We start from the raw sequence: 22,428 nt of genomic DNA on the forward strand, positions 1-22,428 counted from the left end.
CGATGACTGACATACGCATAAAAAAACCACGGTCTCGTCAACAGAGACCGTGGCTTAACGTCACCTTGGCAGCCTGCTTATCAAGCGGCGGGTTTTGCTACCAGCGAACGGGTTTCTTCACGGGCTTCGGTGAGCACGACGCGAAGGCTGTCGCCCAGCTTGTAGCGTTCTTCGCCTTCGATCTGGATGCGGCCTTCCTTGTCGTCAATCACCACCTTGCTGCGGTCACTGTGCATCAAGGGAGCGGGGACAAAGGCGGTGGCACCGTTTTCGATCAGGCGAACGCGCATGCCGCCTCGGTTGATCGCCATGATCTCGGCGTCAAAGGTGTCCTGGTTCTGCGCGGCGGGCGTCAGGTAGCGCACGTAAAGCCAGTCTTTCACGTCGCGCTCGGCCATACGGTTCAGGCGGCGGCGCTCGGTCAGCTGTTCGGTGAGCTGCTGGCTGGCTTCAGCCGGGGCTTGTTCACCCTTCAGCACGCGCTTGATCAGGCGGTGGTTGACCATATCGCCATACTTGCGGATCGGCGACGTCCAGGTGGCGTAGGCGGCAAGGCCCAGGCCGAAGTGCGGGCCGGGTTGGGCCGACATGCTGGTGAAGCCCTGGAAACGACGCAGGCGGGCATCCAGCCAGGCATCGTCGCGGCTTTCCAGCGCGCGCTTGAGGTCTTTGTAGTGGGCAAGCTCGGTTAACGCCTGCTGGTCCACCTCAATTTCCTGACCGGCCAGGAACGCCTGCGCGGCTTCGGCTTTCTCGGGCTCAAAGGCGCGGTGCACGTTGAAGATACCGTGACCGATGTGCTGGGCGAGGAAATCGGCGCAACAGGCGTTGGCGGCAATCATCGACTCTTCGATCATGCGGTTGGCGATGCGGCGATCTTCGGTGCGAATCCCCAGCACGTTCCCCGCGTCGTCCAGGTCAAAGACGTAATCCGGGCGGTCCTTGAAGACCAGGGCATGCTCGTTACGCCAGGCGGTTCGCGCTTCGGTTAAATCGCGCAGCGCGGTCAACTGCTCGGCGATGTTATCCGCCGGTGCCCAATCGCCCTGACCATCGATCCAGTCAGACACCGGATCGTAGGCCAGTTTGGCATGCGATTTCACAGTGGCGGCGAAGAAGCGGTAATCGCCCAGGCTGCCGTCGGCATTGATATCCAGCGTGCAGGCCAGCGCCGGGCGATCTTGGCCTTCCCATAGCGAGCACAGCTCGTCCGACAATTTCTCGGGCAGCATGGTGACGTTCTGGCCGGGCAAATACACCGTAAAGGCGCGGGTGCGCGCTTCCAGATCGGCGGCGTGGCCTTCTTCCACGTAGGCGGTGGGATCGGCGATGGCGACGCTCAACTGCCAGCCGCCTTCAGCGCGCGGCGTGACGTGCAGGGCGTCATCCATATCGCGGGTCTTTTCACCGTCGATGGTAAAGAAGGGCTGTGCGGTAAGGTCCTCGCGGACAAGGCCTTCATCGCGCAGTGGCCAGTCGTCGCCCGCATTGGGAGACGCCTGCTCCAGCGCATGACGGGCAAGCGTGACACGCCATGGAACGGCGGGGTCGTCGGATTTGGCCACCAACTCGTCAATCTGGCTGAAAAAACCGCGATCGTTTTCTTTCAGCGGGTGACGCACCAGGCGGGCGACGACCCAATCGCCATCAGCAATGGTCGACTCATCCAGGCTGTTCTTGATGCGCGCTTTAAGCACGTTACGGATCGAGGGATGATCCGGCACGACGGCAAGGCGGTCTTCGCGCTTTTGCACGCGCGCAATAAAACGGTCGAGCCCCGCTTCGATCAGCTTCTCGGGCTCAAGGGATTTTTTATCGCCGTTCTCGTGAATCACGCCTTCTACGCGGTCACCGTGGAGCACCTGCTTCATGGCGGGGGGCGGCACGAAATAGGAGTCACCGTCATCGGTTTCAAGAAACCCGAAGCCTTTCTCGGTAGCCTTGATCACCCCTTCGGCACGTGGGGTGGTATCGCGAATCTGTTGCTTGAGCGACGCAAGCACGGAATTGTTTTGCAGCATGAGGTCAATCAGTTGGCGAAGGATAGGGGGACACTATACGGATTACCGCGGGCCGCGCCAATTGTCGTTGCCGCTGGTCGACCTGGAACACGGTAAGTCAACTACTTACATGCGGTTTGCCGAATCGGGTAAGCTATTGATACATCTTTCGGGAGCGCGCTATGACACCACGGCTAATTGTTTCGGATCTGGATGGAACCCTGCTGGGGAGTGATCACCGGCTGCACGATGAGACGGTTGACGTACTTCGCCAGTTGCATGGTCAGGGGCACCATGTCGCGCTGGCGTCGGGTCGTCATTATCACGATATGCGGGTGTTCCGTGATCAACTGGCGATTCCGGCGCACTTGATCAGTACCAACGGCGCTTATGTACACGACCCGAACGACACCTTGCTCGCCGCCCATCATGTGGCGCCGGAACATGCACAGACGCTGATTGATCTTCCGCGCCCGCCTCAGGTACGGCTTAACATTTACCGTGAAAGCGGCTGGCATATCGACGTTGAGGCGCCGCACTTACTGTCACTTCATGCCTCTACCGGCTTTCGCTATGCGGTTGTGCCGCCCACGCAGATGGACACTAACGGTGTAGGCAAAGTGCTTTATCTGGGTGATCCCGCCGCGCTGAAACAACTGGAAGCCCAGGCGCAGGAAGCTCACGGCGACGCACTGCATATTACCTATTCGACGGTCGACTCGCTGGAAATCATGGCCCGCGGCGTCAACAAGGGGGTCGCGCTATCATCACTGCTGGAGCGGTTGGGGTTGACGGCTGCCGACTGTCTGGCCTTCGGCGATAACCTCAACGATACCGAAATGCTGGACCTGGCGGGGGAAGCCCAGGTGATGGCCAACGCCCACCCGGCGTTGTTTGATCGCGTCACCGGCGCTGAACGCATCGGTCATCACGGCGAGGCGGCAGTTGCCCGGTGGCTACGCGAGCGCTTTGCGCTGTAACAGGCTACCACCTTAGTCGAGGCTGCCTTGTCACCTGCGTTTGGCTCGCCCATGATCATCCCTTCTTACAAAAATAGTGTGGGATCAGCCTGCCCCGATGACAACCACCACCATGACATCGTCCACCCCGACCAAGCCTGCCACGCTGTTCGTGGTCGACGATGACCCGGAAATTTGTGAGCTGTTGGCCGATTATCTGGGCCGTCATGGCTATCATGTGCTGACCGCTCAGGATGCCGCTGCGTTGAGAGCCCTTATGCAGCAGACATCGGCAGATCTGCTGATCGTCGATCTGATGCTGCCGAGGGACGATGGCTTTTCGATCTGCCGGGAGGTTCGCAAACAAAGCGACGTGCCGATTATCATGCTCACCGCCAGTGCCGATGAAACCGACCGGATTCTGGGCCTGGAGTTGGGCGCCGATGACTATCTGGGCAAGCCGTTCAACCCCCGCGAATTGCTGGCGCGCATCAAGGCCGTCATGCGTAGGACCCGGCCCGCCCAAGCCGCGCCCAGCGCCGACCAGGCGCGCTGCGTCAGCTTCGGTGGCTGGGAGCTGGATCGTATGACCCGTGAACTGATCGACCGGCAGGGCGAACGCACGGCGTTGTCCGGGGCCGATTTCCAACTGCTTCAGGTCTTCCTTGAACGCCCCGCCACCGTGCTGTCCCGGGATGATCTCTATGCGCTCACCCGCGGCCGCGACGCACCTCCGCTGGACCGCTCGATCGATGTCCATGTTTGCCGGTTACGCCAGCGGCTGGGCGAGGATGCCCAGCACTCGCAGTTGATTCGTACCGTCCGGGGAGCGGGTTACATCTTAACCGCCCGTGTCGATGCGCTAACGTGACCCCTTCGCGCTGGCAAACCCTCAAGCGGCGTGGTGCGCGCTGGTTGCCGACCACGTTACGCGGTCGCTTCGTGATTATCATGCTGGCGGGGGTGTTGGTCGCTCAGGTGGCAAGCTATGCGATCTGGACGTCTCAGGTGCGTTCCAGTCAGTTGCGACAGCTGGATGAGCTGTCCACCAATATGGCGTTCAGTATCGCGTCCACGATGCAGTATTTCCGTTCATTGCCCTATGAGTACCGGCACATCGTGCTCGACCAGTTGCGCAACATGGGCGGCACGCGCTTTTTCGTCAGCATCAACGAGCGGCGCTTGACCATCGAGGATATTGGCTCGGGCCCGGAAAAGCAGGTGGTGGTGGATAACGTTCGCAATATTCTCACCGAGCAGCTCAATATCGACGACGTGGTGGTGGAGTTCTCCCGGCCCGAGACGCTTCGCGTCTTGAATAACGAGGTATTACTCAAGGACTTGCCGCCGCGCTGGGGCCAGCACAGCCTGCTAATGGAGCCACTTTCGCCCCCGATTCTGGTGGTCCAGCTGGAGCTGGCGCCAGACACCTGGCTTTACGTGGCCACGTTGCTGGGGGTGCCGGATATTTTTACGGGCTATCGCTGGCTTTCCGAAGAGCGCGTGCTGGTCGGGCTGCTGGTGCTGCTCAGCGTGATTGCGCTGTCACTGCTGGGGATTCGCAGCGCAACCCGCCCCTTGGCGCGGCTCTCCAGAGCGGCACTGCAGCTTGGCGACGACCTCGATATGCCGCCCCTCAAGGAGAGCGGGCCTAAAGAGGTCGCCGCCACCGCGGTGGCATTCAACCGCATGCAGCAGCGTATTCGCGAGCAGATCGAAGAACGCGAGCGGTTGTTTTCGGCCATCTCCCATGATCTGAAAACGCCGCTGACGCGCCTGCGCCTGCGCGCCGAAATGCTCGATGATGAGGTTCAGCGGCAGCGCTTCTGTGCGGCCCTGGATGAGCTCGATGGCCTGGTCAAGGGCGCGCTGGCGTCGGTAAAAGGCCTGGACCTGCACGAAGTGCCAGAGCCCTTGGACCTTGAAACACTCATCGATGATATCGCCGGGGAACTTCGCCTCCAGGGCGGACGCGTGACCGTGCAGGGCAAGGCCGCACCTCTCACGGTCAAGCCGATGGCCTTCAAGCGCTGTTTGGCGAACCTGCTGGAAAATGCCGTCTTCTATGGGCAGCACGTGGATGTATCCCTGGTGGACCAGGCGGGCGTCGTGACGATCAAGATTCGCGACCACGGCCCTGGTATTCCCGACGACCAGCTGTCCCGTGTGTTCTCGCCGTTCGTTCGCCTGGAGCCGTCGCGCAGCCGCCACACCGGGGGCAGTGGGCTCGGCCTGGGCATTGCCCGCCACATCGCCCGCGCCCACGGCGGCGATATTCAGCTTGCCAACCATCCCCAGGGCGGGCTGTGTGTCACCCTGACGATCCCTCACCATGAAACTATTACCGATCTGTAATAAACCTTAAATACTATGCAGGACTCGGTAACGCCCATGGGGGCGTATTTACAGTACGCTGTTGAATGTCATTGACCCTACACAACAACAACAGCAGGAGTTACCCATGCCCATGTTGAAGAAAACCGCGTTGAAGAAAACCTCCCTGGCCCTTGCCACGACGCTCGCAGGCCTCACCATGATCGGTCAGGCGCAGGCCAATGAGGTGGAAGTACTGCACTGGTGGACCTCCGGTGGCGAAGCCCGGGCGGCCAACGTGCTCAAAGACCTGATGGAAGCTGAAGGTTACGGGTGGGAAGATTTTGCCGTCGCCGGTGGGGGTGGTGAAACGGCCATGACGGTGCTCAAGTCCCGTGCCATGTCGGGCAACCCGCCCTCGGCGGCACAGATCAAGGGCCCCGAAATTCAAGAGTGGGGCGAGCTTGGCTTGCTCGGCAGCCTGGACGATGTCGCTGAGGCGGAAAACTGGGATGCGTTACTGCCCGAGGTCGTTGCCGACATTATGCAGTACGACGGCGAGTACGTGGCAGTGCCGGCCAACGTCCACCGGGTCAACTGGCTGTGGGCCAACCCGGAGGTACTGGATGACGCGGGCGTTGCAATGCCCACTACCCTTGACGAGCTGTTTGCCGCGGGCGAGGCCATTCGCGATGCGGGCTATATTCCGCTAGCCCATGGTGGTCAGGCGTGGCAGGACGCCACCATCTTTGAAAGCGTGGTGATCGGCAGTCAGGGGGGCGAGTTTTATCAGCGCGCGTTGGTCGATCTTGACCCCGAGGCCCTGGGCGGCGAGCAGATGGTCGATGCGCTGGAGGACTTCAAGCGGTTGCGCACACTGATGGATGACGGCATGTCCGGTCGCGACTGGAATATCGCCACGGGGATGGTGATTGACGGTGAAGCCGCCATGCAGATGATGGGTGACTGGGCCAAAGGCGAGTTTACTGCCCGAGGCCTGACGGCGGGGGAAGACTATCTGTGTGCCCCGGCACCGGGCACCGAGGATGTCTTTGCCTTCAATATCGATAGCCTGGCGATGTTCCGGGTTACCGATGAAGCCGAGCTTGAAGCTCAACATGCGCTGGCCCGCCTGGTGCTTGAACCCACCTTTCAGGAAGCCTTCAATCTGGCCAAGGGCTCGATTCCCGCACGGCCCGACCTGGACATGAGCGAGTTTGACAGCTGTGCGCAGCAGTCGCTCAGCGATTTCCAGCGCACCGCTGAAGAGGGCGGACTGGTGCCGAGCATGGCCCACGGTATGGCCGTACGTGCCGATATCCAGGGGGCTATCTTCGATGTGGTGACCAACTACTTCAACGACGACGACATGCAAGCCGAAGAAGCCGCTGAGCGCCTGGTCAACGCGGCTGAAGCAGCTTCGTTCTAACGTTCATTCGCAACCTGTATAGGCGCTGACCGGCACCGTCGTGCTGGCAGCGCCACCGCTTCCTGGCGAGGACGTTTCCCCATGAAAAACACTTCTACGGCGCGTGCCGGGCATCCTGCTCCACGTGCCTCGACCTTGAGTGGGTGGCAGGCGTGGCTACCACGCCTGGTGCTTGCCCCCTCCGTGGCCATTTCGCTGTTCTTTGTTTACGGCTTCATGCTGTGGACCTTTATTCTGTCGCTGACCAGCTCACGCATGCTGCCCAGCTATGACTTTGTGGGCTTTGGACAGTATGCGCGCTTGATGCAAAACGAGCGCTGGTGGGTGGCATCCACCAACCTGATGATTTTCGGCTCGCTGTTCGTGGTGATTTGCCTGGTGATTGGTGTGCTGCTGGCAATGCTGCTCGACCAGAAAATCCGCCAGGAAGGCGCACTGCGCACGATTTACCTCTACCCCATGGCGCTCTCTTTTATCGTCACGGGCGTCGTCTGGAAGTGGCTGCTGAACCCCAGTCTGGGGATTCAGGCCATGGTACGCAGTTGGGGCTTCGAGTCGTTTCGCTTTGACTGGCTGGTCGATTCGGACATGGTGATTTACACCCTGGTGATTGCCGCTGTATGGCAGGCGTCAGGGTTTGTCATGGCGCTGTTTTTAGCCGGGTTGAGGGGCATTGATGACAGCATCATCAAAGCCGCCCAGCTGGATGGCGCCAGCCTGCCACGGGTTTACTGGCGAGTAGTGATGCCTTGCCTGCGCCCCGTGGTATTCAGCGCGGTGATGATCCTGGCGCACATTGCCATCAAGAGCTTCGACCTGGTGGTTGCCCTGACAGGCGGCGGCCCTGGCTACGCGTCAGACCTGCCTGCCACTTTCATGTACGCCCACGCGTTCAATCGGGCGCAGATTGGCCTGGGCTCGGCGAGCGCCATGCTGATGCTGGGGGGCGTACTGGCCATTCTGATTCCTTACTTGTATTCCGAATTGAGGAGCCGTCGGCATGGCTAATGTGATTCGTCGTCAAACGCTGGCCGCGCGCGTCAGTCGGCTAGCGGTATACAGCGTGCTGATCCTTGCGGCCCTGTTCTATCTCTTGCCGCTGGCGGTGATGCTGATGACCTCGGTGAAACCGCTCAGTGAAATCAGCGCCGGTACACTGCTGACGCTGCCGCAAAACCCGACGCTGGCCCCATGGACCAAAGCCTGGGGCGAAGCCTGTACCGGTATGCGCTGTGATGGGGTCGGCGGCTACTTCTGGAATTCCTTTGCGATTGTGATTCCCGCCGTGCTGATCTCCACCACGATTGGCGCCCTGAACGGCTACGCGCTGACCAAATGGCGCTTTAAAGGCTCGGAACTGGTTTTCGCGCTGATGCTGTTCGGCTGTTTCATTCCGTTTCAGGTCGTATTGCTGCCCATGGCGCAAACCCTGGGGTGGCTGGGTATTTCAAGCTCCCGTGCGGGGTTGGTTCTGGTGCACGTGGTGTTTGGGATTGCCTTTACGACGCTGTTTTTCCGCAACTTTTATGTCGGTATTCCCAATGAACTGGTATCAGCGGCAAAGCTGGATGGTGCGGGGTTCTTCCGTATCTTCTGGCGAATTCTGCTGCCTGTCTCGACGCCGATCATCGTGGTCTCGGTGATCTGGCAGTTTACCCAGATATGGAACGACTTTCTGTTCGGCGTGGCATTCTCCGCCCACAACACCCAGCCGGTGACCGTGGCGCTCAATAATCTGGTCAACACCTCCACCGGCGTACGCGAATACAACGTGGACATGGCCGCGGCAATGATAGCCGCACTGCCCACCCTGGTGGTGTACGTGCTGGCCGGTAAATACTTCGTGCGCGGGCTCACGGCAGGCTCGGTGAAAGGCTAACAATAATAGGCAGACCCATTATGGCAGCGTTAGAAATACACAATGTGAGCAAAGATTTCGGCAGTGAACGCGTGCTGAAAGATGTCAGTATCTCAATCGATTCCGGCGAGTTCCTGATACTGGTGGGGCCGTCGGGCTGTGGTAAATCCACGCTGATGAACGCCATTGCCGGGCTTGAACCGGTTACCAGCGGCAATATTTATATCGATGGCGAAGACGTCACCTGGCGCCCCCCGGCTGATCGGGATATTGCCATGGTGTTCCAGTCCTACGCCCTCTACCCGAGCATGACGGTGCGTCAGAACATCAGCTTCGGGCTTGAAATGCGCAAGGTGCCCAAGCCTGAGCGTGAGGCTGCAGTCGAGCGCGTCGCCGACCTGCTGCAAATCACGCCGTTGCTCGAGCGCAAGCCTTCACAACTGTCTGGCGGGCAGCGTCAGCGAGTGGCCATGGGGCGTGCGCTGGCCCGCGAGCCAAAGGTCTATCTGTTTGATGAGCCGCTATCCAACCTGGATGCCAAGCTGCGGGTGGATATGCGCACCGAGATCAAAAAGCTCCACCAGCGTCTGGGCACAACCATTGTTTACGTGACCCACGACCAGGTTGAGGCGATGACGCTGGCTGACTGCATAGCGGTCATGCGCGACGGACATATTCTGCAGCTAGGCAGCCCCGACGAGGTGTACAACAACCCGGTGGACATGTTCGTGGCCGGCTTCATGGGGTCACCATCGATGAACTTTATCAGCGCGATGCTCGAGCGCGATGGTGACGACTATGCGGTACGTATCGCCACGCCGAATGAGGAGGATTTATGCCTGCCCTGGCCGACGGCGCGGGTCACGGACGCCATGACCGAGCAGTTGGGCAAGCCGGTGATTCTGGGCCTGCGCCCCGAGCATTTCAGCGAGGAGGATGAGCGCTTGAGCGCCCAGGCAGAAGGCACCTTGCTGCATGCAAGCGTCACCGTCGTTGAGCCCACCGGCGCTGATATACTGCTGCGTCTGCCACTGGGTGAGCAAGAAGTGACGGCGCGGGTAGGGCCCAAGTGTGCCGTATCCCCCGGTGAACGCCTGGCGCTTCGGGTGGATATGGCGCGGGCGATCCTGTTCAACGCCGAGACCGAGAAGCGACTCGCGTAAGCCTTCAAACCTGCGGACAAAAAAAGCCCTGCCAGATCAGCAGGGCTTTTTCGTCACCGTTTCCCCTTCAACTGCGTAAATGCCGCAATTCGCCATTGAGCGCCTTGATGATCGAGTAGCACATCACCAGGAGCACGAGGGAGAACGGAATTGCGGTGGCGGTGACGCCCGCCTGAAGCGCTGACAGGCCACCGCCGATGAGCAACACGATCGCGATGAGACCTTCCACGATTGCCCAGAACATCCGCTGGGGCCGTGGCGCGTCGATCTTGCCGCCCGCGGTGATGGTATCGATCACCAGAGAACCGGAGTCCGAGGAGGTGACAAAGAAGATCAGCGCCAGGATGATGCCCAGGGTCGACATCAGGCCCGTCAGCGGCAGTTCGTTGAGCATGCCGAACAGCGAAAGCTCGGGCCGGTAGCTGTCGATCACATACTCCTTGACCAGGCTGGCGGCAGGATTGGCGTAGAGCTGATCGAGCGCGGTTGAGCCGAAGACACCCATCCAGATAAAGATGAACAGGCTGGGTACCAGCAGCACGCAAAGCACGAACTCGCGCACCGTGCGGCCCCGCGACACCCGCGCGATGAACATTCCGACGAACGGTGCCCAACTGATCCACCACGCCCAGTAGAAGATGGTCCAGGACTGGCGATAGGCATCGTCGTCACGGCCGAAAGGCGCCGATAATGGCAGGAAGTCAGTCACATAGGTGGCAAGTCCTGACCAGAACCCGCTGAGCGCGACAAGGGTAGGACCGGCGAACAGCACGAAAAAGAAGAACAGGACAGCCAGGATCATGTTGATCTCGGAGAGCTTTTTCAAACCGCCCTCAAGCCCGCGCCAGACCGATACCAGCGCCACAGCGGTGACCAGAATGATGACGATGACCTGGGTGAAGGTACTCACTTCCAGGCCGAAGACGAAGTTCATCCCCGCATTGGCCTGCTGAGCCCCAAGCCCGAGGGAGGTCGCCAGCCCAAAGAGGGTGGAAAACACCGCCAGAATATCGATGACATGCCCCCACCAGCCCCAGACGCGCTCGCCGAGGATGGGAAAGAACGCCGAACGGATGGAGAAGGGTAAGCCCTTGTTATAGGTGAAGATGCCCAGTGCCAGTGCCATCACCACATACACCGCCCAGCCGTGGATACCCCAATGCAGATAGGTACCGGCAAGGCCCAGGGCGCTGGCGTCGGCAATGGCGTCAGGGTTCAATTCCCCATCGGCTCCAAACGGAGAAGCGACCCCTAAGGGCAGGGAGACGTTGGCATGGTAAACCGGCTCCAGCACTCCGAAGAACAGCAGGCCGATGCCGATGCCGGCGGTGAACAGCATCGCGAACCAGGAGAGGTAGCTATGCTCCGGCCGGGCATCAGGGCCGCCCAGCCTGACCGACCCGTGGGGCAGGACGACCAGCGCCAGGGAAAACAGAATAAAGAAGTCCACGATGATCATGAAGTACCAGTCCAGTGTCCCCGTGGAAAAAGCGACAATGGCCTGGAAGGTGTTGCTTGCCCGATCGGGGAACAACAGGGTGAGGAGAATGAAAATAATTGACGCAACTGCTGATACGACAAAGACCCGGTTGTGAATATCGAAACCAAAGGGGCCGAGGTTTCCCGAGATATTATCCTGACCAACGACATAGTCAGTCTGCATGTCGTCTGCCATGGGCGGGGATTCAGAATCGCTTGAATCGTTCATGCAAGATTTCTCCTCATTCAAGAATGGTGAGACAAGCGACCATCATGGCGGCAACCAGCGTTGAAACCTAACGGGCTTTCAACGGAAGCCGCCTTTCAGGGTGTTTACGGCCGGGATGAGCGGTCTTGGGGCGTGGCTTCCTTGTCGAGGCGCTTGATCTGTCGCCACAGGTCCTGGCGCAAGTCGCTGAGCCTGGGTTGCTCTTCGGCGGTAAAGGCCACCGGGCGGCACAGCCGCTGAGCGCGCAGCCCAAGGCGGGCACTGAGCAGCCCGGTGGCGAGGCCCTGGCCAGCCCGTGCGGACAGGCGACTGGCCAGATCCAGCGAGAGCATATCCATGCTGGCCTCGGTGGCCAGCTCGCTTGCCCCGGCAAACGCCATGTTATGCAGCACCTGGCGAAACAGCCGCAGGCGGCTGGCGTAGCCCAACTCCAGGCCATAAAGGCGACATAGCCGATCCACCATCGCCAGGCTGCGCCAGGCCACCAGCGCCATATCGACCAGGGTCAGCGGGCTCACCGCGACCATGATGGCGGTTTCGCCGGACATCCGCGTAATCAGTCGCTGCGCTTCCCGGTCCCGGGGGGCGAGGAGGTGGTAGCGCAATAGTGTCTGGATCTCTTCGCCGCTATGGTGTGGCTGACAGGCGTGTTTGAATGCTTGCCAGTGCGGGTCGTCGTCGGCCAGCTTGAGCTGGCATTTAAGCTGTTCGGCCATCTGCTGGGCTTGCTTGGCTGAGCGCTCAGGCAGCTCGGCCAGGTCGCTGCGCAGCCGGTCGTGACGTTTTAAGCGTCTTAAGCGGCCCAACTCCTTAAGCAACGATAACCCACCCAGCCCGATCAACCCCATGCCGAATACCTGCCAGGCCATTGCCAGCCACTGGGACTGAGCCAGCGCCTCGGGAATACCCGTCGCCAGTTCCAGGGTGCCCAGGGCGGCACCACCGCCCAGTGCCAGCATCAGCCCCCAGCGGCGTTTGCGCGGCGCGCCCAAACGGGCCTCGGGGAGGGCCTTTTCCTCGGCAGAAGGCGGCAGGGGGTGGTGATGGTCGGTAGGTGCGAAGGTTTCACGCTGACGCAGCTCGGCATCAGCTCCATCGTGGGTTGCCTGGGGCTCATCGAGGTTGAAGTGTCGACGTGGCTGTGGGGTGGTCATGTGAGTTTATCTCCAATCAGCCAATCGATAGCGGCGTCCATGCGAATGTGACCAAGGGCTTCGGACCGTATATCCATGGGTCGAAAGCTGGGGAAGTCGAAGCCTTGCTGTTGCCAGAAGTCATGCGTCGGTAAACGGGGTGGTACATCGCCGGGATATACCAAGACGTCTTCCCCCTCAAGCGTGGTACCCCGCAGAGCGGGCGAACGCTGACCGTTGTGCACGACCTCGCGGGCTTCGGTGGCGCGAATCGCGGCCAGCGAAAGCGCCTTGACGGGAATGTTGGCAAAGCGCAAATCCTTGAGAGGTTCCGCCAGCAAGGCTTCAAGCAGTTGAACGACATGGCCGTGCTGGTCGGGGGTGACATGGTCCGCCTTGGTAGCGGCGATGGCCAGCTTATCGATCTTGGGGGCAAATAACCGTGTCAGCAGGCTGCGCTGGCCATAATCGAAGCTGTGCATCAGCTGGCTGAGCGCCTGGGAGAGGTCCTCGAACCGCTCAGGCCCGGCATTGAGCGCACCCAATACATCCACCAGGACAATCTGGCGGTCAAAGCGGCGGAAATGGTCACGGTAAAAGGGGCGCACGACCTGCTGCTGGTAGTAGCGAAAGCGCGCCGCCAGGGTGGCATACAGGCTGTCAGGTGGAAGTGCCTCCAGTTCCTCTTTGGGCATAGTGAGCTGGGGAAGTGGAAAAAACTGTAACACCGGCGCCCCGTCCAGCTCGCCCGGCAATAAAAAACGCCCGGGCTGGAGGTTGGAGAACCCTGCCTGCTTGGCGCGTCGAAGGCCCTGTGCATAAGCTTCAGCAAGGCTTGCCAGCTGCCCTTCGTCGGCTTCGGCGGTGGGGTCGAGGGTTTCCACCTCGGTTAGCCATTCGCTGAACATGGCCCGGCGCTGGTCGCCTGAGTGCAGCGGCTGTGCCTGGCACCAGCTGTAAAAGTCGTGCTGCAGCAGCGGTAAGTCGAGCAGCCACTCGCCGGGGTAATCGAATAAATCCAGCGTAAGGTGGGCGATGTCGGGCGCTAACCAGCCCTGTTGAGCGGGGCGGTAGCGTAACTGCAGGCGCAGTTCGCTGATCCCCCGGGTGGGCTCAGGCCAACGGGGCGGGGTATCGCGCAGCGCGGCCATTCCCGGGTCATAGGGAAATCTCGGCACGCCCAGGTCAGGCTGATTGAGGCGCTGGGCACCGAGCAAGCGCCCCTCGCGGGCTGCCGGTAGCAGGTCTAGCTGGGCTTCAACGCCAGCATGGCGGAGCTGATTGACCAGTGAGGTTAAAAAAGCCGTTTTGCCCGCCTGGGAGAGTCCGGTGACCGCCAGCCGAAGTTGGCGGTCGCGGCCACGTTCTATCAGGTTACTCAGCTCGCGATGAAACGCCTGGCGCATGGCGCGTTGTCCTCTATCAAGGTTTGCAAAGCTCAGGTTCTGCTCAAGGTGGTACCCAGCAGATGTTGGGCACCGGGGACCAGCCATACGGGATCCAGGCGGGTGTTGGCGGCCTCGACACACACAAAGCGTTTGGCGGCCTCGATAGAGGTATCGGCGGGGGGCTCTTGGTCCGGGTGCCACACCACGGTGGAATCGCTGGACTGTTTGCCGATGCGTAGCGTGCGCGGGCCATCATGCAGCATCACGGCTTCATTGGAGTGATAGATACGGTCGACCGCACCGCGAATGGCCAGGATGCCTTGCTGCTCGCTTTCCGCAAAGTCGCGCAGCTTGTCGAGATAGCGTGCGCCGGTCAACCCCTCCAGCCGACACTGGTGAGCATCGTCGACCGCGAGATAGGAATGCAGTGCGCCACTGACCTTTACCGGGCTTTCGCCCACGTTTTCGGTGATCAATTCCACCGCGAGCCGCTGGGCATTGGCCTGGATGACGGTGCGCACCGTCAGTTGGGAGTGCAAAGGCTGCATTGGTGAGAGGTGGAGTTCGATTCCCTCGGCATGTTCATCCGCCGCTTCCAGCCGCCAGTCGGCATGCCGGGCCAGGCCGTGGAAGGTGCCGCTGCGGTCGGGCGTTTCGTCAGCGTAGCGTTCATCCGCGAACCAGGGCCAGCAGAGCGGAATGCCGCCACGGACGGCGCCAGGCATGGGTTGTGGGGTGGGGGTTACCCATAGCCAGCCAAGGTCATTGGGCGGTCGAAAGTGCAGTACCTGGGCGCCTTGCAGCGAGACGATCAGTTCCCCCCAGGGGGCGTTGAACAGTACAAGGTCGCGGCCTTGCCAGTGAGACGTTTGCTGGCCGTCTACACCATCAAGCAACTGCTGGAGGGAGTCGGGAATCATAGGCAATCCTTTTTTCAGCGGGGCCACTGTCAATGAATATTAGCGCGGTACCTTAACGCTGTGTGCTATGTTAAAACACGCAAGGGAAACAGGATAACATTAACCACAGGTACGGAAAGGAGGCGACATGGGTTTCATTGCTTGGTTGATCATTGGTGGTCTGGCTGGCTGGATTGCCGGCAACATCATGCGAGGCGGCGGTTTTGGCCTGCTGGGCAATATTGGCGTCGGCATTGTGGGCGCCGTCTTGGGTGGTTTCCTGTTTAGCCTGTTGGGCCTGCAGGCCGGCGGGTTTATTGGGTCACTGGTAACGGCCATCGTCGGGGCGGTGGTATTGCTGTGGGTTATCAGTAAAGTAAAACAGGCCTAGCGCCCCAGTCGGCAATTAACCGTTGTGCAATTGCCACGAACCCGCGCCGTTGAGCGCGGGTTCGTGTGTTTGGGGCGTTACCAGCCGCCCTGGCCCTCAAGCAGGCTGCGCGTATTGTTGTTCAATGCAAGCCTGAAGTCGGCACTGCCCAGGACCATGGCATCGCTCGAACGTACCACCCGGGCGCTGACGTAGATATAATCCTGCCCTTGGGCATAGGTTCCCATCAGGATGGAGCGTGCATCGTGCTGGGCGCTCAGGCGTTGAACCTGCCGAGACAGGATCAGCTCGCCGACGCTTTCTTCGATAAACATGCTGTCGCGCATCTTGACCTCGCGCACCTGCATGCCCTGGCGGCCCAGCGCCGATGCCATGAGTTCTGAGCTGATACGTCCAAGCGTGGAGGATTGACTCAGGTTGTCGATGCTCACGAAAGTCGCGGCAATCATGGGGCTGTAACGTGTTATGTCAGGGTTGCTGGCCACCATCTGCTCAGCCGCTTTTTGTGTAAGCTCGGGCAGGTCTGGAGCAGGTTCCTGTTGTTGCGTATTACTGCCGCCAAGCACGCTACAGCCCGCAAGGCTCAATACCAAAAGACTGGCCGTTAACCACTTGGCGGTGAAAAGCGGGCGCGTTAAGTGCATAACGACAAATGACATCGCAGACATGGCATTACCACCTATCCGTAATGGAAACCGAGGGTGTTGACGGCGCTGAGGGGACACGGTCGGGCGCATAGTGGCGACGGTCGCCGCTGTTAATGTAATAAATGTTCGACGATGAATAGAGAATTTGCTCACCGTCGAGAATCTGGGTGGTGACGATGATTTCTTCGTTACCGGTGTGTGTCCAGCTGCCGCTGGTGACGTCAGCGGCGACGGCGGCCGGGATAAGCCCCAGGGCGGGTTCCGCCCATTGGTTAATCGGTATCGCGGCCACGGCTATACCGCCTGCCAGGGCGGTGAACGCCCCCGTGGGTGGGCGTACAAAGCCTCGGTCCCGGTGCGCAACGACGTCAACGTCGATATGAACCTCGGCGCTGCTGGGTAGAGGCTGAGTGGTCAGGTTGGCTCCGCGCGAGACCAGTTCACTGGTGAGCAGTGTACGAAAGCCACGGCCAAATTCACCGCCGCTGTAAGCGTGGGTGGCGTCTTGCGGGGCATCCGGGATGTGCAAATCGCGGAAACGGACACGCTCGCGCTTCAGGATCTGCGTCGCCTCATGGCGGGCGAGAACATTCCAGTGATGGGCAGCCTGCATACGCTGCTGCTCGCTATAGGGATACGTCGTGGCGATGGGCGCTTGCGATGTATTGGCATAGAAGCAGCCACTGAGCGTCAGACAGGCCAGTCCGATGACAAGTGGGCGTAGCGCTGACGAGGATATATCAATTTTACGGGTGCGCACCGGGTGGTTCCTTCTCGCTACGAAACGGCTTTTTGATAGACTAGGCAGCGCTAATGACAACGCCACCCATTAATAGTCGGCCTGGGAGCCAAAAACTTGAATGAGTAATCACACGGATGCTTGAAGATCACCGCAGTGGACCTCGCCACGACTCGCTCATGTCCCCCTACCGTGAAGATGATAGCGGTAGTATCTGGATGGTGAGCTATATCGATATCATGACGCTGCTGGTGGCGCTGTTTGTGATCATTATTGCGGCAGCCGGTGCCACAAGCCCGACATGGATGGCAACAGAACCACCTCCCGAGCCGCTCTTTGATTCGCCACCGCCGCTTGGGGTACCGCTGCCAGAACCGCTGGCCAATATTCGTAACGAGCGAGATAGATCAGCAAACTGGCTGGGTGGCGAGTTGCTGACCAGCACGATCACGGCGGCCCAGGGAGTGGCCGGGCGCCCCAGGCGAACCACACGCGGTGTCCCCCCGCTGCTTGCCATGCCCGATCCGGTAGCGGAGCCACTGGCCGCGTTGCCTGAACCCCGTTTGCCGATGCCCTTGGTGCCGGTTGAACAGCCAGCGCTTCAATTTCCGCTGGCTGATTATATGGTCGTCCTCACGGACAATCCCCCAAGTAATGTCGAGACGCTCAGCGACGATGCCATTGACGGTGCGTTGGCCCTGAGAGAGCAGGTAGAGCGCTCTCCGTATCTGCCTGACCTGGAAGGTGTCGAAGTCTCACGGGTAGAGGAAGGTATCAGTCTGCGAGTGCAAGACCGGCTGCTGTTTCCCTCGGCGGAAGCGCGGTTGACCAATGATGGAGGCGAATTGATCAGTTCGCTACTTGACACTATCCAGCGGTATGACGGAGAAGTATGGGTTGAGGGCCATACGGATAGTCGAACGATTGATACACCGGAGTATTCGTCCAACTGGGCGCTATCCAGTGCCCGGGCGATCGCCATTGTGGAAGCCCTGGAAGCGGCTGGCGTTGCATCGGACCGCTTGCGTGCCGTTGGACTGGCGGCGACCCAATCCCTGGCAGATAATGACACGGCAGAAGGGCGGGCGCGTAACCGCCGGGTCGAAGTCGTCATCCACGTAGAATAAAAGCTTTGCATAAAAAAGCCCGCCGGGGAAGGCGGGCATAAAGGGCTTGGCTCACTGCAGCCCACTGGCAGAGGGGGTGGGGTGTACAGGGTTGCCAGTGGGTACAATTTCAGTATAGCTATTTATTGCGCCTTGCCAAGCTTTGTGTTGGATTTTTTGTTATCAAATGTAACGTTCAGCGGCACTACCCTGGCTCGGCTGTGTTTGACCTGCCCTGTCTTATTGCACCAGAAAAGTGCACTGCAACGTCCGTTTCCGCTAAAACCATTACTCCCTTCAGGTATTACCCCCTGCCACCTTATGCATATCAAAGCGTTAAAAGCGTTGGCATGTATTGTGCTAGGCAATAAACACGCTGTCATTGCCATCTCTATCAAGTGGCGAATGAGTGCGTCCACCGCTTAGCAGTAGAGAGGCTGCGCCATGCTTGAACACGCCAGCGCTTCGGCGCTTCCCGACGACCGAGTGGACCCGCCGCGTCTTGTGGTCACCGACCTCGATGGCTCGCTGCTTGACCACCATAGCTATGACGCCTCCCCGGCAAAGGCCTGGCTGGCCCGATTAAAGCAGGCGAAGGTGCCGGTGATCCCCGTGACCAGCAAAACCCGTGCTGAACTGTTCCCCCTGCGTGAAGCGCTGGGTCTGACGATGACCCCGTTTGTGGCTGAAAATGGGGCTGTTATCGGCCTTCCGCCGGGGTGGTGTCATGCGCGGCTGGATCGGCCGGGCAACGGGCGTGACGGGATGGTCATCAAGCATCCAAGCGTCGATATTGGTTTTATTCGTGCCCGCCTTGACGTCTGGCGCAAGCGGCTCGGTGTGCGCTTTACCCCGATGAGCGAGCTTAGCCTTGACGACTTGACCGGGCTGACCGGGCTCGACACTCACCAGGCACAGATGGCCCGCCAGCGTGAGGGTAGCGAGCCGTTGCTCTGGCACGATGATGACACCTCGCTTGAGACGTTTCGCCGAGCGCTGGAAGGTGATGGCCTGCAACTTACCCAGGGAGGCCGCTTTTATCACGTTATGGGGAGCGCATCCGACAAGGGGAGTGGGGTCACCTGGCTGGTCGGGCGATTCCGGGCGCTGCGCGGTCGTGAGCCGCTGTCCATCGGCTTGGGCGATGGACCCAACGATGTGTCGATGTTAAACGCCGTCGATCAGGCGGTGGTGATCCGCGGTCACCATGATCTGAAGGTTGAACCCACTAATCCCCAGCTTTATCGAACGCGAGCCACTGGCCCAGATGGCTGGGTAGAAGGCATGTCCCACTGGTGGGGTAAGGCGTTTGCTCCGACCAACCCGCGTGATGCAAAGGAGGTAAACGCATGAGTGATTTCCATCAGAACGGCGTCATTACCGATTTTCATAACCTGACCCGCCGCCCGGTCGAGGCACTGGAAAAAGAGCTATGCCAGTTTGCCCGGCGGCGGCCCATGGGGCTGATCCTGCCATCGTTGTTTTCAGAGCTGGAAGGCCCGGCACTTTCGGCCATTGTCGATGAGCTGGTCAAGGTGCCCTATCTCGGCGAGATCGTGATTGGCCTGGACCGGGCTGACCGCGAGCAGTTCTTGTATGCGCGGGAGTTTTTCTCGCGCCTGCCGCAGCACACACGTATCTTATGGAACGACGGGCCGCGCCTGCGTGCCCTGGACGCCGAGCTGGAGCAGCACGGGCTGGGCGCATTAGAGCCTGGGAAAGGGCGCAACGTCTGGTATTGCGCGGGCTATGTGTTGGCCTCGGCGCGCTCGTCGGTAATTGGGTTACACGACTGCGATATTCTCACCTATGATCGCGGGCTGCTGGCGCGTCTGATGTACCCGGTCGCTCACCCACGTTTTAACTACAGTTTCTGCAAGGGCTATTACCCCCGCATTGCCGAGGGAAGGCTCAATGGGCGCGTATCGCGCCTGATGGTGACGCCGTTGCTAAGGGCGCTTAAAACCGTATGCGGTCCGTTACCCTACCTTGATTACCTGGACAGCTTCCGCTACCCACTCTCGGGCGAGTTCGCCATGCGCAGCGACGTGCTTGAGGGGATACGCATCCCGGCGGACTGGGGGCTTGAAATTGGCGTTCTCTCCGAGCTTCAGCGCAATTACTCGCCGCGTCAGCTTTGCCAGGTCGACATCGCCGATGCTTATGATCACAAGCACCAGCCGGTCAGTGAAGACAACCCCGATGCCGGGTTGAACCGCATGAGTCTGGATATCGCCAAAGCCCTTTACCGTAAGCTGGCCACTCAGGGGATTACGTTCAGCAGTGAAGATTTCCGCACCCTGAAAGCAACCTACTACCGGCTGGCGTTGGACTTGATCGAGGCTTATGACCACGATGCGACCATGAACGGTTTGAGTCTTGATCGGCATAGCGAAGAGCAGGCCGTTGAACTGTTCGCCAGCAACCTGCTGGAAGCGGGTAACCTGTTTTTGGATAACCCCCGCGAACGCCCCTTTATCCCCAGCTGGAACCGTGTCCAGGCAGCGGTGCCCGACCTGCTCATGCGCATGCACGAAGCGGTAGAGCTGGATAATCAGGGCGATGTTTGAGGCGGCTTTAGCCAATGTGTGAAGACTGGCTGGGCAGGCCATGTAAGGGGCTTGCCCAGCCGGAAAGGCTTTATTTAGCCATGGTGAGAGGAGGGAAGGGACGGTGTTGCCGAGGCTTGGTGGCCGGCAATCTGGAAATGCGCGACCCGCTGGCGTAGCTCAAAGCTGAGATCTGCCAGACGTTGGGTGGCCCCGGTGCTTTCTTGTACCAGCCCGGCATTTTGCTGGGTCATTTGATCCATCTGAGTGACGGCCTCGTTGACCTGCTCGATGCCGTGGCTTTGTTCCTTGGTAGCCGCCGAGATTTCTTTCACCAACGTATCGAGCTGCCGAATATTGTCGACGATACCGCTAATCACGGTGCCGGTGTCGCGCACCTGGCGGGTGCCCTGCGTGATATGAGCGTCAGAATTGTCAATCAGCGTTTTAATCTCTTGGGCTGCCGTTGCCGAGCGGCTGGCCAGCTGGCGGACTTCACTGGCGACCACGGCAAAACCGCGTCCCTGTTCGCCTGCCCGAGCCGCTTCAACAGAGGCGTTAAGCGCCAATATATTGGTTTGAAACGCAATCGAGTCGATCGTTTCGATGATACCGCTCATTTGTTTCGCGCTATCGTTAATCGTCGACATGGTGTCAATCACGGACTCCATCGCTTCGCTACCTTGCTGAGCACTGTCGGTGGTTTTGCTTGCCAGTTGGCTTGCGTGGTCAGCGTGTTCAGCGTTTTGTTTTACCGTTGCGGTCAGCTGTTCCATGCTGGAAGCCGTCTCGGCAAGTGACGCCGCTTGTTGCTCGGTACGCGTGGATAACTCTTCGTTAACGCCGACGATCTGTTCAACAGCGGTGTTCACGTTATCCGCGCTCTGGTGAATGCTCCCGATGGTGTCTGACAGCGTTTCACGCATGCGGTCAATATCAAACAGCAGGCTTTGCTGGTCCCGGGCGGAGAGCTGTGTCGTGCGCGTCAAATCGCCGTCGGCAATATGCCGTACCACGTCGGCGGCGTAGCGAGGGTCACCTCCCAGGCGACGGGATACATCGCGAATCACCCAGCCCATTAGCAGCGTCACCGGTAAGCCGATGATCAGCAGGATGGTCATTGAGCGAATCAAATTGCCAATAAACGCCTCATCAATATCATCGACATAAATACCGGATGCCAGCGACCATTCCCATTCGGGAATATAGGCAACATAGCTTGTCTTCGGCACTTGTTCATCGCCGCTAATCCGGCGAGAGTAATAGTCAACGTGGCCGCCACCTGCATGAGCCGCCTCACGAAAAGCCGCATAAAGATCCATGCCGCTTGCGTCCTGGTAGTTGCTCATGTCTTCTCTCCGAGGACGGTTCGGATGAGAGACAATCCGTAGGTCATCATCGAAAGAGAACAGGTATTCACCATCACCAAAACTGACGTTTGACATGGTATCGATAGCACGTTGTTGAGCTTCCTCAAGGCTAAGCTCGCCGGTGTCGACCCGTGTCTGCAAGGCACTCACCTGACTTTGTACGCTTTCAACCAGGTGCTCGATGCTGGTGCGGCGTTCATCTTCAATCGTCTGGCGATTTTCCCAGGCAAGCCAGCCTACCAGCATCAGCATGGCCGCCAAGATGATAATTAGAGTACTCCAGAGCTTCTGTGTCGTCGTCAAGCGGTTCATAGGGCTTCCTGATGGGTCGATATTACACGCTGATTTTGGAAATCAGCCGTCTATTATCTATCGGCCCGATCAGTAAAACCTTAACGATCTAGGGGTATAAATTAATGAGGTATTGCTAATAAACGCGATATCAACCAGCGCGAGCGTGCGTTAGCGTGTCGAGTGCGCTGCCCTGGATGCAGGCGCTGGTTTGGCAACTCAAACAGCGTAAGACGGCGCTTTGCTCGCCAGTGCCTTCGAGGCGAAAACGGGCCAGAAACGCTGTAGTGGGAGACTCGAAATTGCCGCAACGGCGGCAAATGATGTCAACACCGCGGACTTTGTAGTTGATGATGATAGGTTGCACGCTGACCTCCTACCCGTGGGTGTCGTTGGGTCACTCGTCACACAACCCGATAGTGGCAAGTGGTGGATTATTAACCATAGGCCATGATGGGCAGTTCGGTGAGCAAAAAAGTCATTTT

The 22,428-nt window shown here is 59.6% G+C and carries 20 protein-coding genes; 11 read left to right on the forward strand and 9 right to left on the reverse strand.

What is annotated here, in order from left to right:
- Positions 1-80: 80 nt before the first annotated feature.
- Positions 81-2,021: an exoribonuclease II gene (locus BMX75_RS11055; protein WP_092827913.1), complete on the reverse strand. Its 1,941-nt coding sequence runs from the start codon at positions 2,019-2,021 to the stop codon at positions 81-83.
- Between the two features lie 161 nt (positions 2,022-2,182).
- Here BMX75_RS11055 and BMX75_RS11060 point away from each other — a divergent pair, with 161 nt between their 5' ends.
- From BMX75_RS11060 to BMX75_RS11090, 7 genes are all read left to right on the forward strand, one after another.
- Positions 2,183-2,980, forward strand: a complete 798-nt coding sequence (locus BMX75_RS11060; protein WP_092827915.1) for a Cof-type HAD-IIB family hydrolase — start codon at positions 2,183-2,185, stop codon at positions 2,978-2,980.
- A 97-nt stretch (positions 2,981-3,077) separates the two neighbouring features.
- Positions 3,078-3,830, forward strand: a complete 753-nt coding sequence (locus BMX75_RS11065; protein WP_245748507.1) for a response regulator — start codon at positions 3,078-3,080, stop codon at positions 3,828-3,830.
- A gap of 80 nt (positions 3,831-3,910) precedes the next feature.
- Complete coding sequence (locus tag BMX75_RS11070; RefSeq protein ID WP_092828266.1) at positions 3,911-5,314, forward strand: ATP-binding protein; 1,404 nt, start codon at positions 3,911-3,913, stop codon at positions 5,312-5,314.
- A gap of 106 nt (positions 5,315-5,420) precedes the next feature.
- Positions 5,421-6,701: an ABC transporter substrate-binding protein gene (locus BMX75_RS11075; RefSeq protein ID WP_066322354.1), complete on the forward strand. Its 1,281-nt coding sequence runs from the start codon at positions 5,421-5,423 to the stop codon at positions 6,699-6,701.
- Positions 6,702-6,782: 81 nt separating this feature from the next.
- The gene (locus tag BMX75_RS11080; protein WP_092827917.1) at positions 6,783-7,709 is read left to right on the forward strand and encodes a carbohydrate ABC transporter permease; all 927 of its coding nucleotides are present in this window, start codon (positions 6,783-6,785) and stop codon (positions 7,707-7,709) included.
- Positions 7,702-8,580, forward strand: a complete 879-nt coding sequence (locus tag BMX75_RS11085) for a carbohydrate ABC transporter permease (protein WP_066322350.1) — start codon at positions 7,702-7,704, stop codon at positions 8,578-8,580. The genes BMX75_RS11080 and BMX75_RS11085 overlap by 8 nt, the downstream gene beginning before the upstream one ends.
- Positions 8,581-8,600: 20 nt before the next feature.
- The gene (locus tag BMX75_RS11090; RefSeq protein WP_092827919.1) at positions 8,601-9,722 is read left to right on the forward strand and encodes an ABC transporter ATP-binding protein; all 1,122 of its coding nucleotides are present in this window, start codon (positions 8,601-8,603) and stop codon (positions 9,720-9,722) included.
- Between the two features lie 67 nt (positions 9,723-9,789).
- Here the strand turns inward: BMX75_RS11090 and BMX75_RS11095 are convergent, their stop codons facing one another.
- From BMX75_RS11095 to BMX75_RS11110, 4 genes are all read right to left on the reverse strand, one after another.
- Positions 9,790-11,430 carry a BCCT family transporter gene (locus BMX75_RS11095; RefSeq protein ID WP_092827922.1) on the reverse strand — a complete coding sequence of 547 codons (1,641 nt, stop codon included), beginning with the start codon at positions 11,428-11,430 and terminating at the stop codon, positions 9,790-9,792.
- A 104-nt stretch (positions 11,431-11,534) separates the two neighbouring features.
- Positions 11,535-12,584, reverse strand: a complete 1,050-nt coding sequence (locus BMX75_RS11100; protein ID WP_092827924.1) for a YcjF family protein — start codon at positions 12,582-12,584, stop codon at positions 11,535-11,537.
- Positions 12,581-13,969, reverse strand: a complete 1,389-nt coding sequence (locus tag BMX75_RS11105) for a YcjX family GTP-binding protein (RefSeq protein ID WP_092827926.1) — start codon at positions 13,967-13,969, stop codon at positions 12,581-12,583. Before BMX75_RS11105 ends, BMX75_RS11100 begins: the two co-directional genes overlap by 4 nt.
- Before the next feature lie 32 nt (positions 13,970-14,001).
- The gene (locus BMX75_RS11110) at positions 14,002-14,871 is read right to left on the reverse strand and encodes a D-hexose-6-phosphate mutarotase (RefSeq protein WP_092827928.1); all 870 of its coding nucleotides are present in this window, start codon (positions 14,869-14,871) and stop codon (positions 14,002-14,004) included.
- A 127-nt stretch (positions 14,872-14,998) separates the two neighbouring features.
- On the opposite strand from BMX75_RS11110, the gene BMX75_RS11115 reads away from it, so the two are divergent.
- Entirely contained in the window at positions 14,999-15,241 is a 243-nt protein-coding gene (locus tag BMX75_RS11115) for a GlsB/YeaQ/YmgE family stress response membrane protein (protein ID WP_066322329.1), read from the forward strand.
- A 77-nt stretch (positions 15,242-15,318) separates the two neighbouring features.
- On the opposite strand, the gene BMX75_RS11120 is transcribed toward BMX75_RS11115, so the two are convergent.
- Positions 15,319-15,909, reverse strand: a complete 591-nt coding sequence (locus BMX75_RS11120) for a FlgO family outer membrane protein (RefSeq protein WP_175474728.1) — start codon at positions 15,907-15,909, stop codon at positions 15,319-15,321.
- Positions 15,910-15,913: 4 nt separating this feature from the next.
- Positions 15,914-16,648: a hypothetical protein gene (locus tag BMX75_RS11125; protein ID WP_245748509.1), complete on the reverse strand. Its 735-nt coding sequence runs from the start codon at positions 16,646-16,648 to the stop codon at positions 15,914-15,916.
- 158 nt (positions 16,649-16,806) lie between these two features.
- Here BMX75_RS11125 and BMX75_RS11130 point away from each other — a divergent pair, with 158 nt between their 5' ends.
- The 3 genes from BMX75_RS11130 (at position 16,807) to BMX75_RS11140 (ending at position 20,303) form a co-directional block, all read left to right on the forward strand.
- A complete protein-coding gene (locus BMX75_RS11130; protein ID WP_340148048.1) occupies positions 16,807-17,754 on the forward strand; it encodes an OmpA family protein in 948 nt (315 codons plus the stop codon).
- A gap of 423 nt (positions 17,755-18,177) precedes the next feature.
- On the forward strand, positions 18,178-19,086 hold the full coding sequence (locus BMX75_RS11135; RefSeq protein ID WP_092827932.1) for an HAD-IIB family hydrolase: 909 nt from the start codon (positions 18,178-18,180) through the stop codon (positions 19,084-19,086).
- Positions 19,083-20,303, forward strand: coding sequence for a glycosyltransferase family protein (locus BMX75_RS11140; protein ID WP_092827934.1), 1,221 nt, complete (start codon positions 19,083-19,085; stop codon positions 20,301-20,303). Before BMX75_RS11135 ends, BMX75_RS11140 begins: the two co-directional genes overlap by 4 nt.
- A 74-nt stretch (positions 20,304-20,377) precedes the next feature.
- Here the strand turns inward: BMX75_RS11140 and BMX75_RS11145 are convergent, their stop codons facing one another.
- Together BMX75_RS11145 and BMX75_RS11150 are read right to left on the reverse strand one after the other, a co-directional pair.
- Positions 20,378-21,964 (reverse strand): methyl-accepting chemotaxis protein, encoded by a 1,587-nt coding sequence (locus BMX75_RS11145; protein WP_092827936.1) that lies wholly within the window; start codon positions 21,962-21,964, stop codon positions 20,378-20,380.
- 130 nt (positions 21,965-22,094) lie between these two features.
- Positions 22,095-22,310: a hypothetical protein gene (locus tag BMX75_RS11150; RefSeq protein WP_092827938.1), complete on the reverse strand. Its 216-nt coding sequence runs from the start codon at positions 22,308-22,310 to the stop codon at positions 22,095-22,097.
- Positions 22,311-22,428: the final 118 nt, after the last annotated feature.

Origin of the sequence: Vreelandella subterranea, assembly GCF_900111305.1 — a bacterium.
GTDB classification, from domain to species: domain Bacteria; phylum Pseudomonadota; class Gammaproteobacteria; order Pseudomonadales; family Halomonadaceae; genus Vreelandella; species Vreelandella subterranea.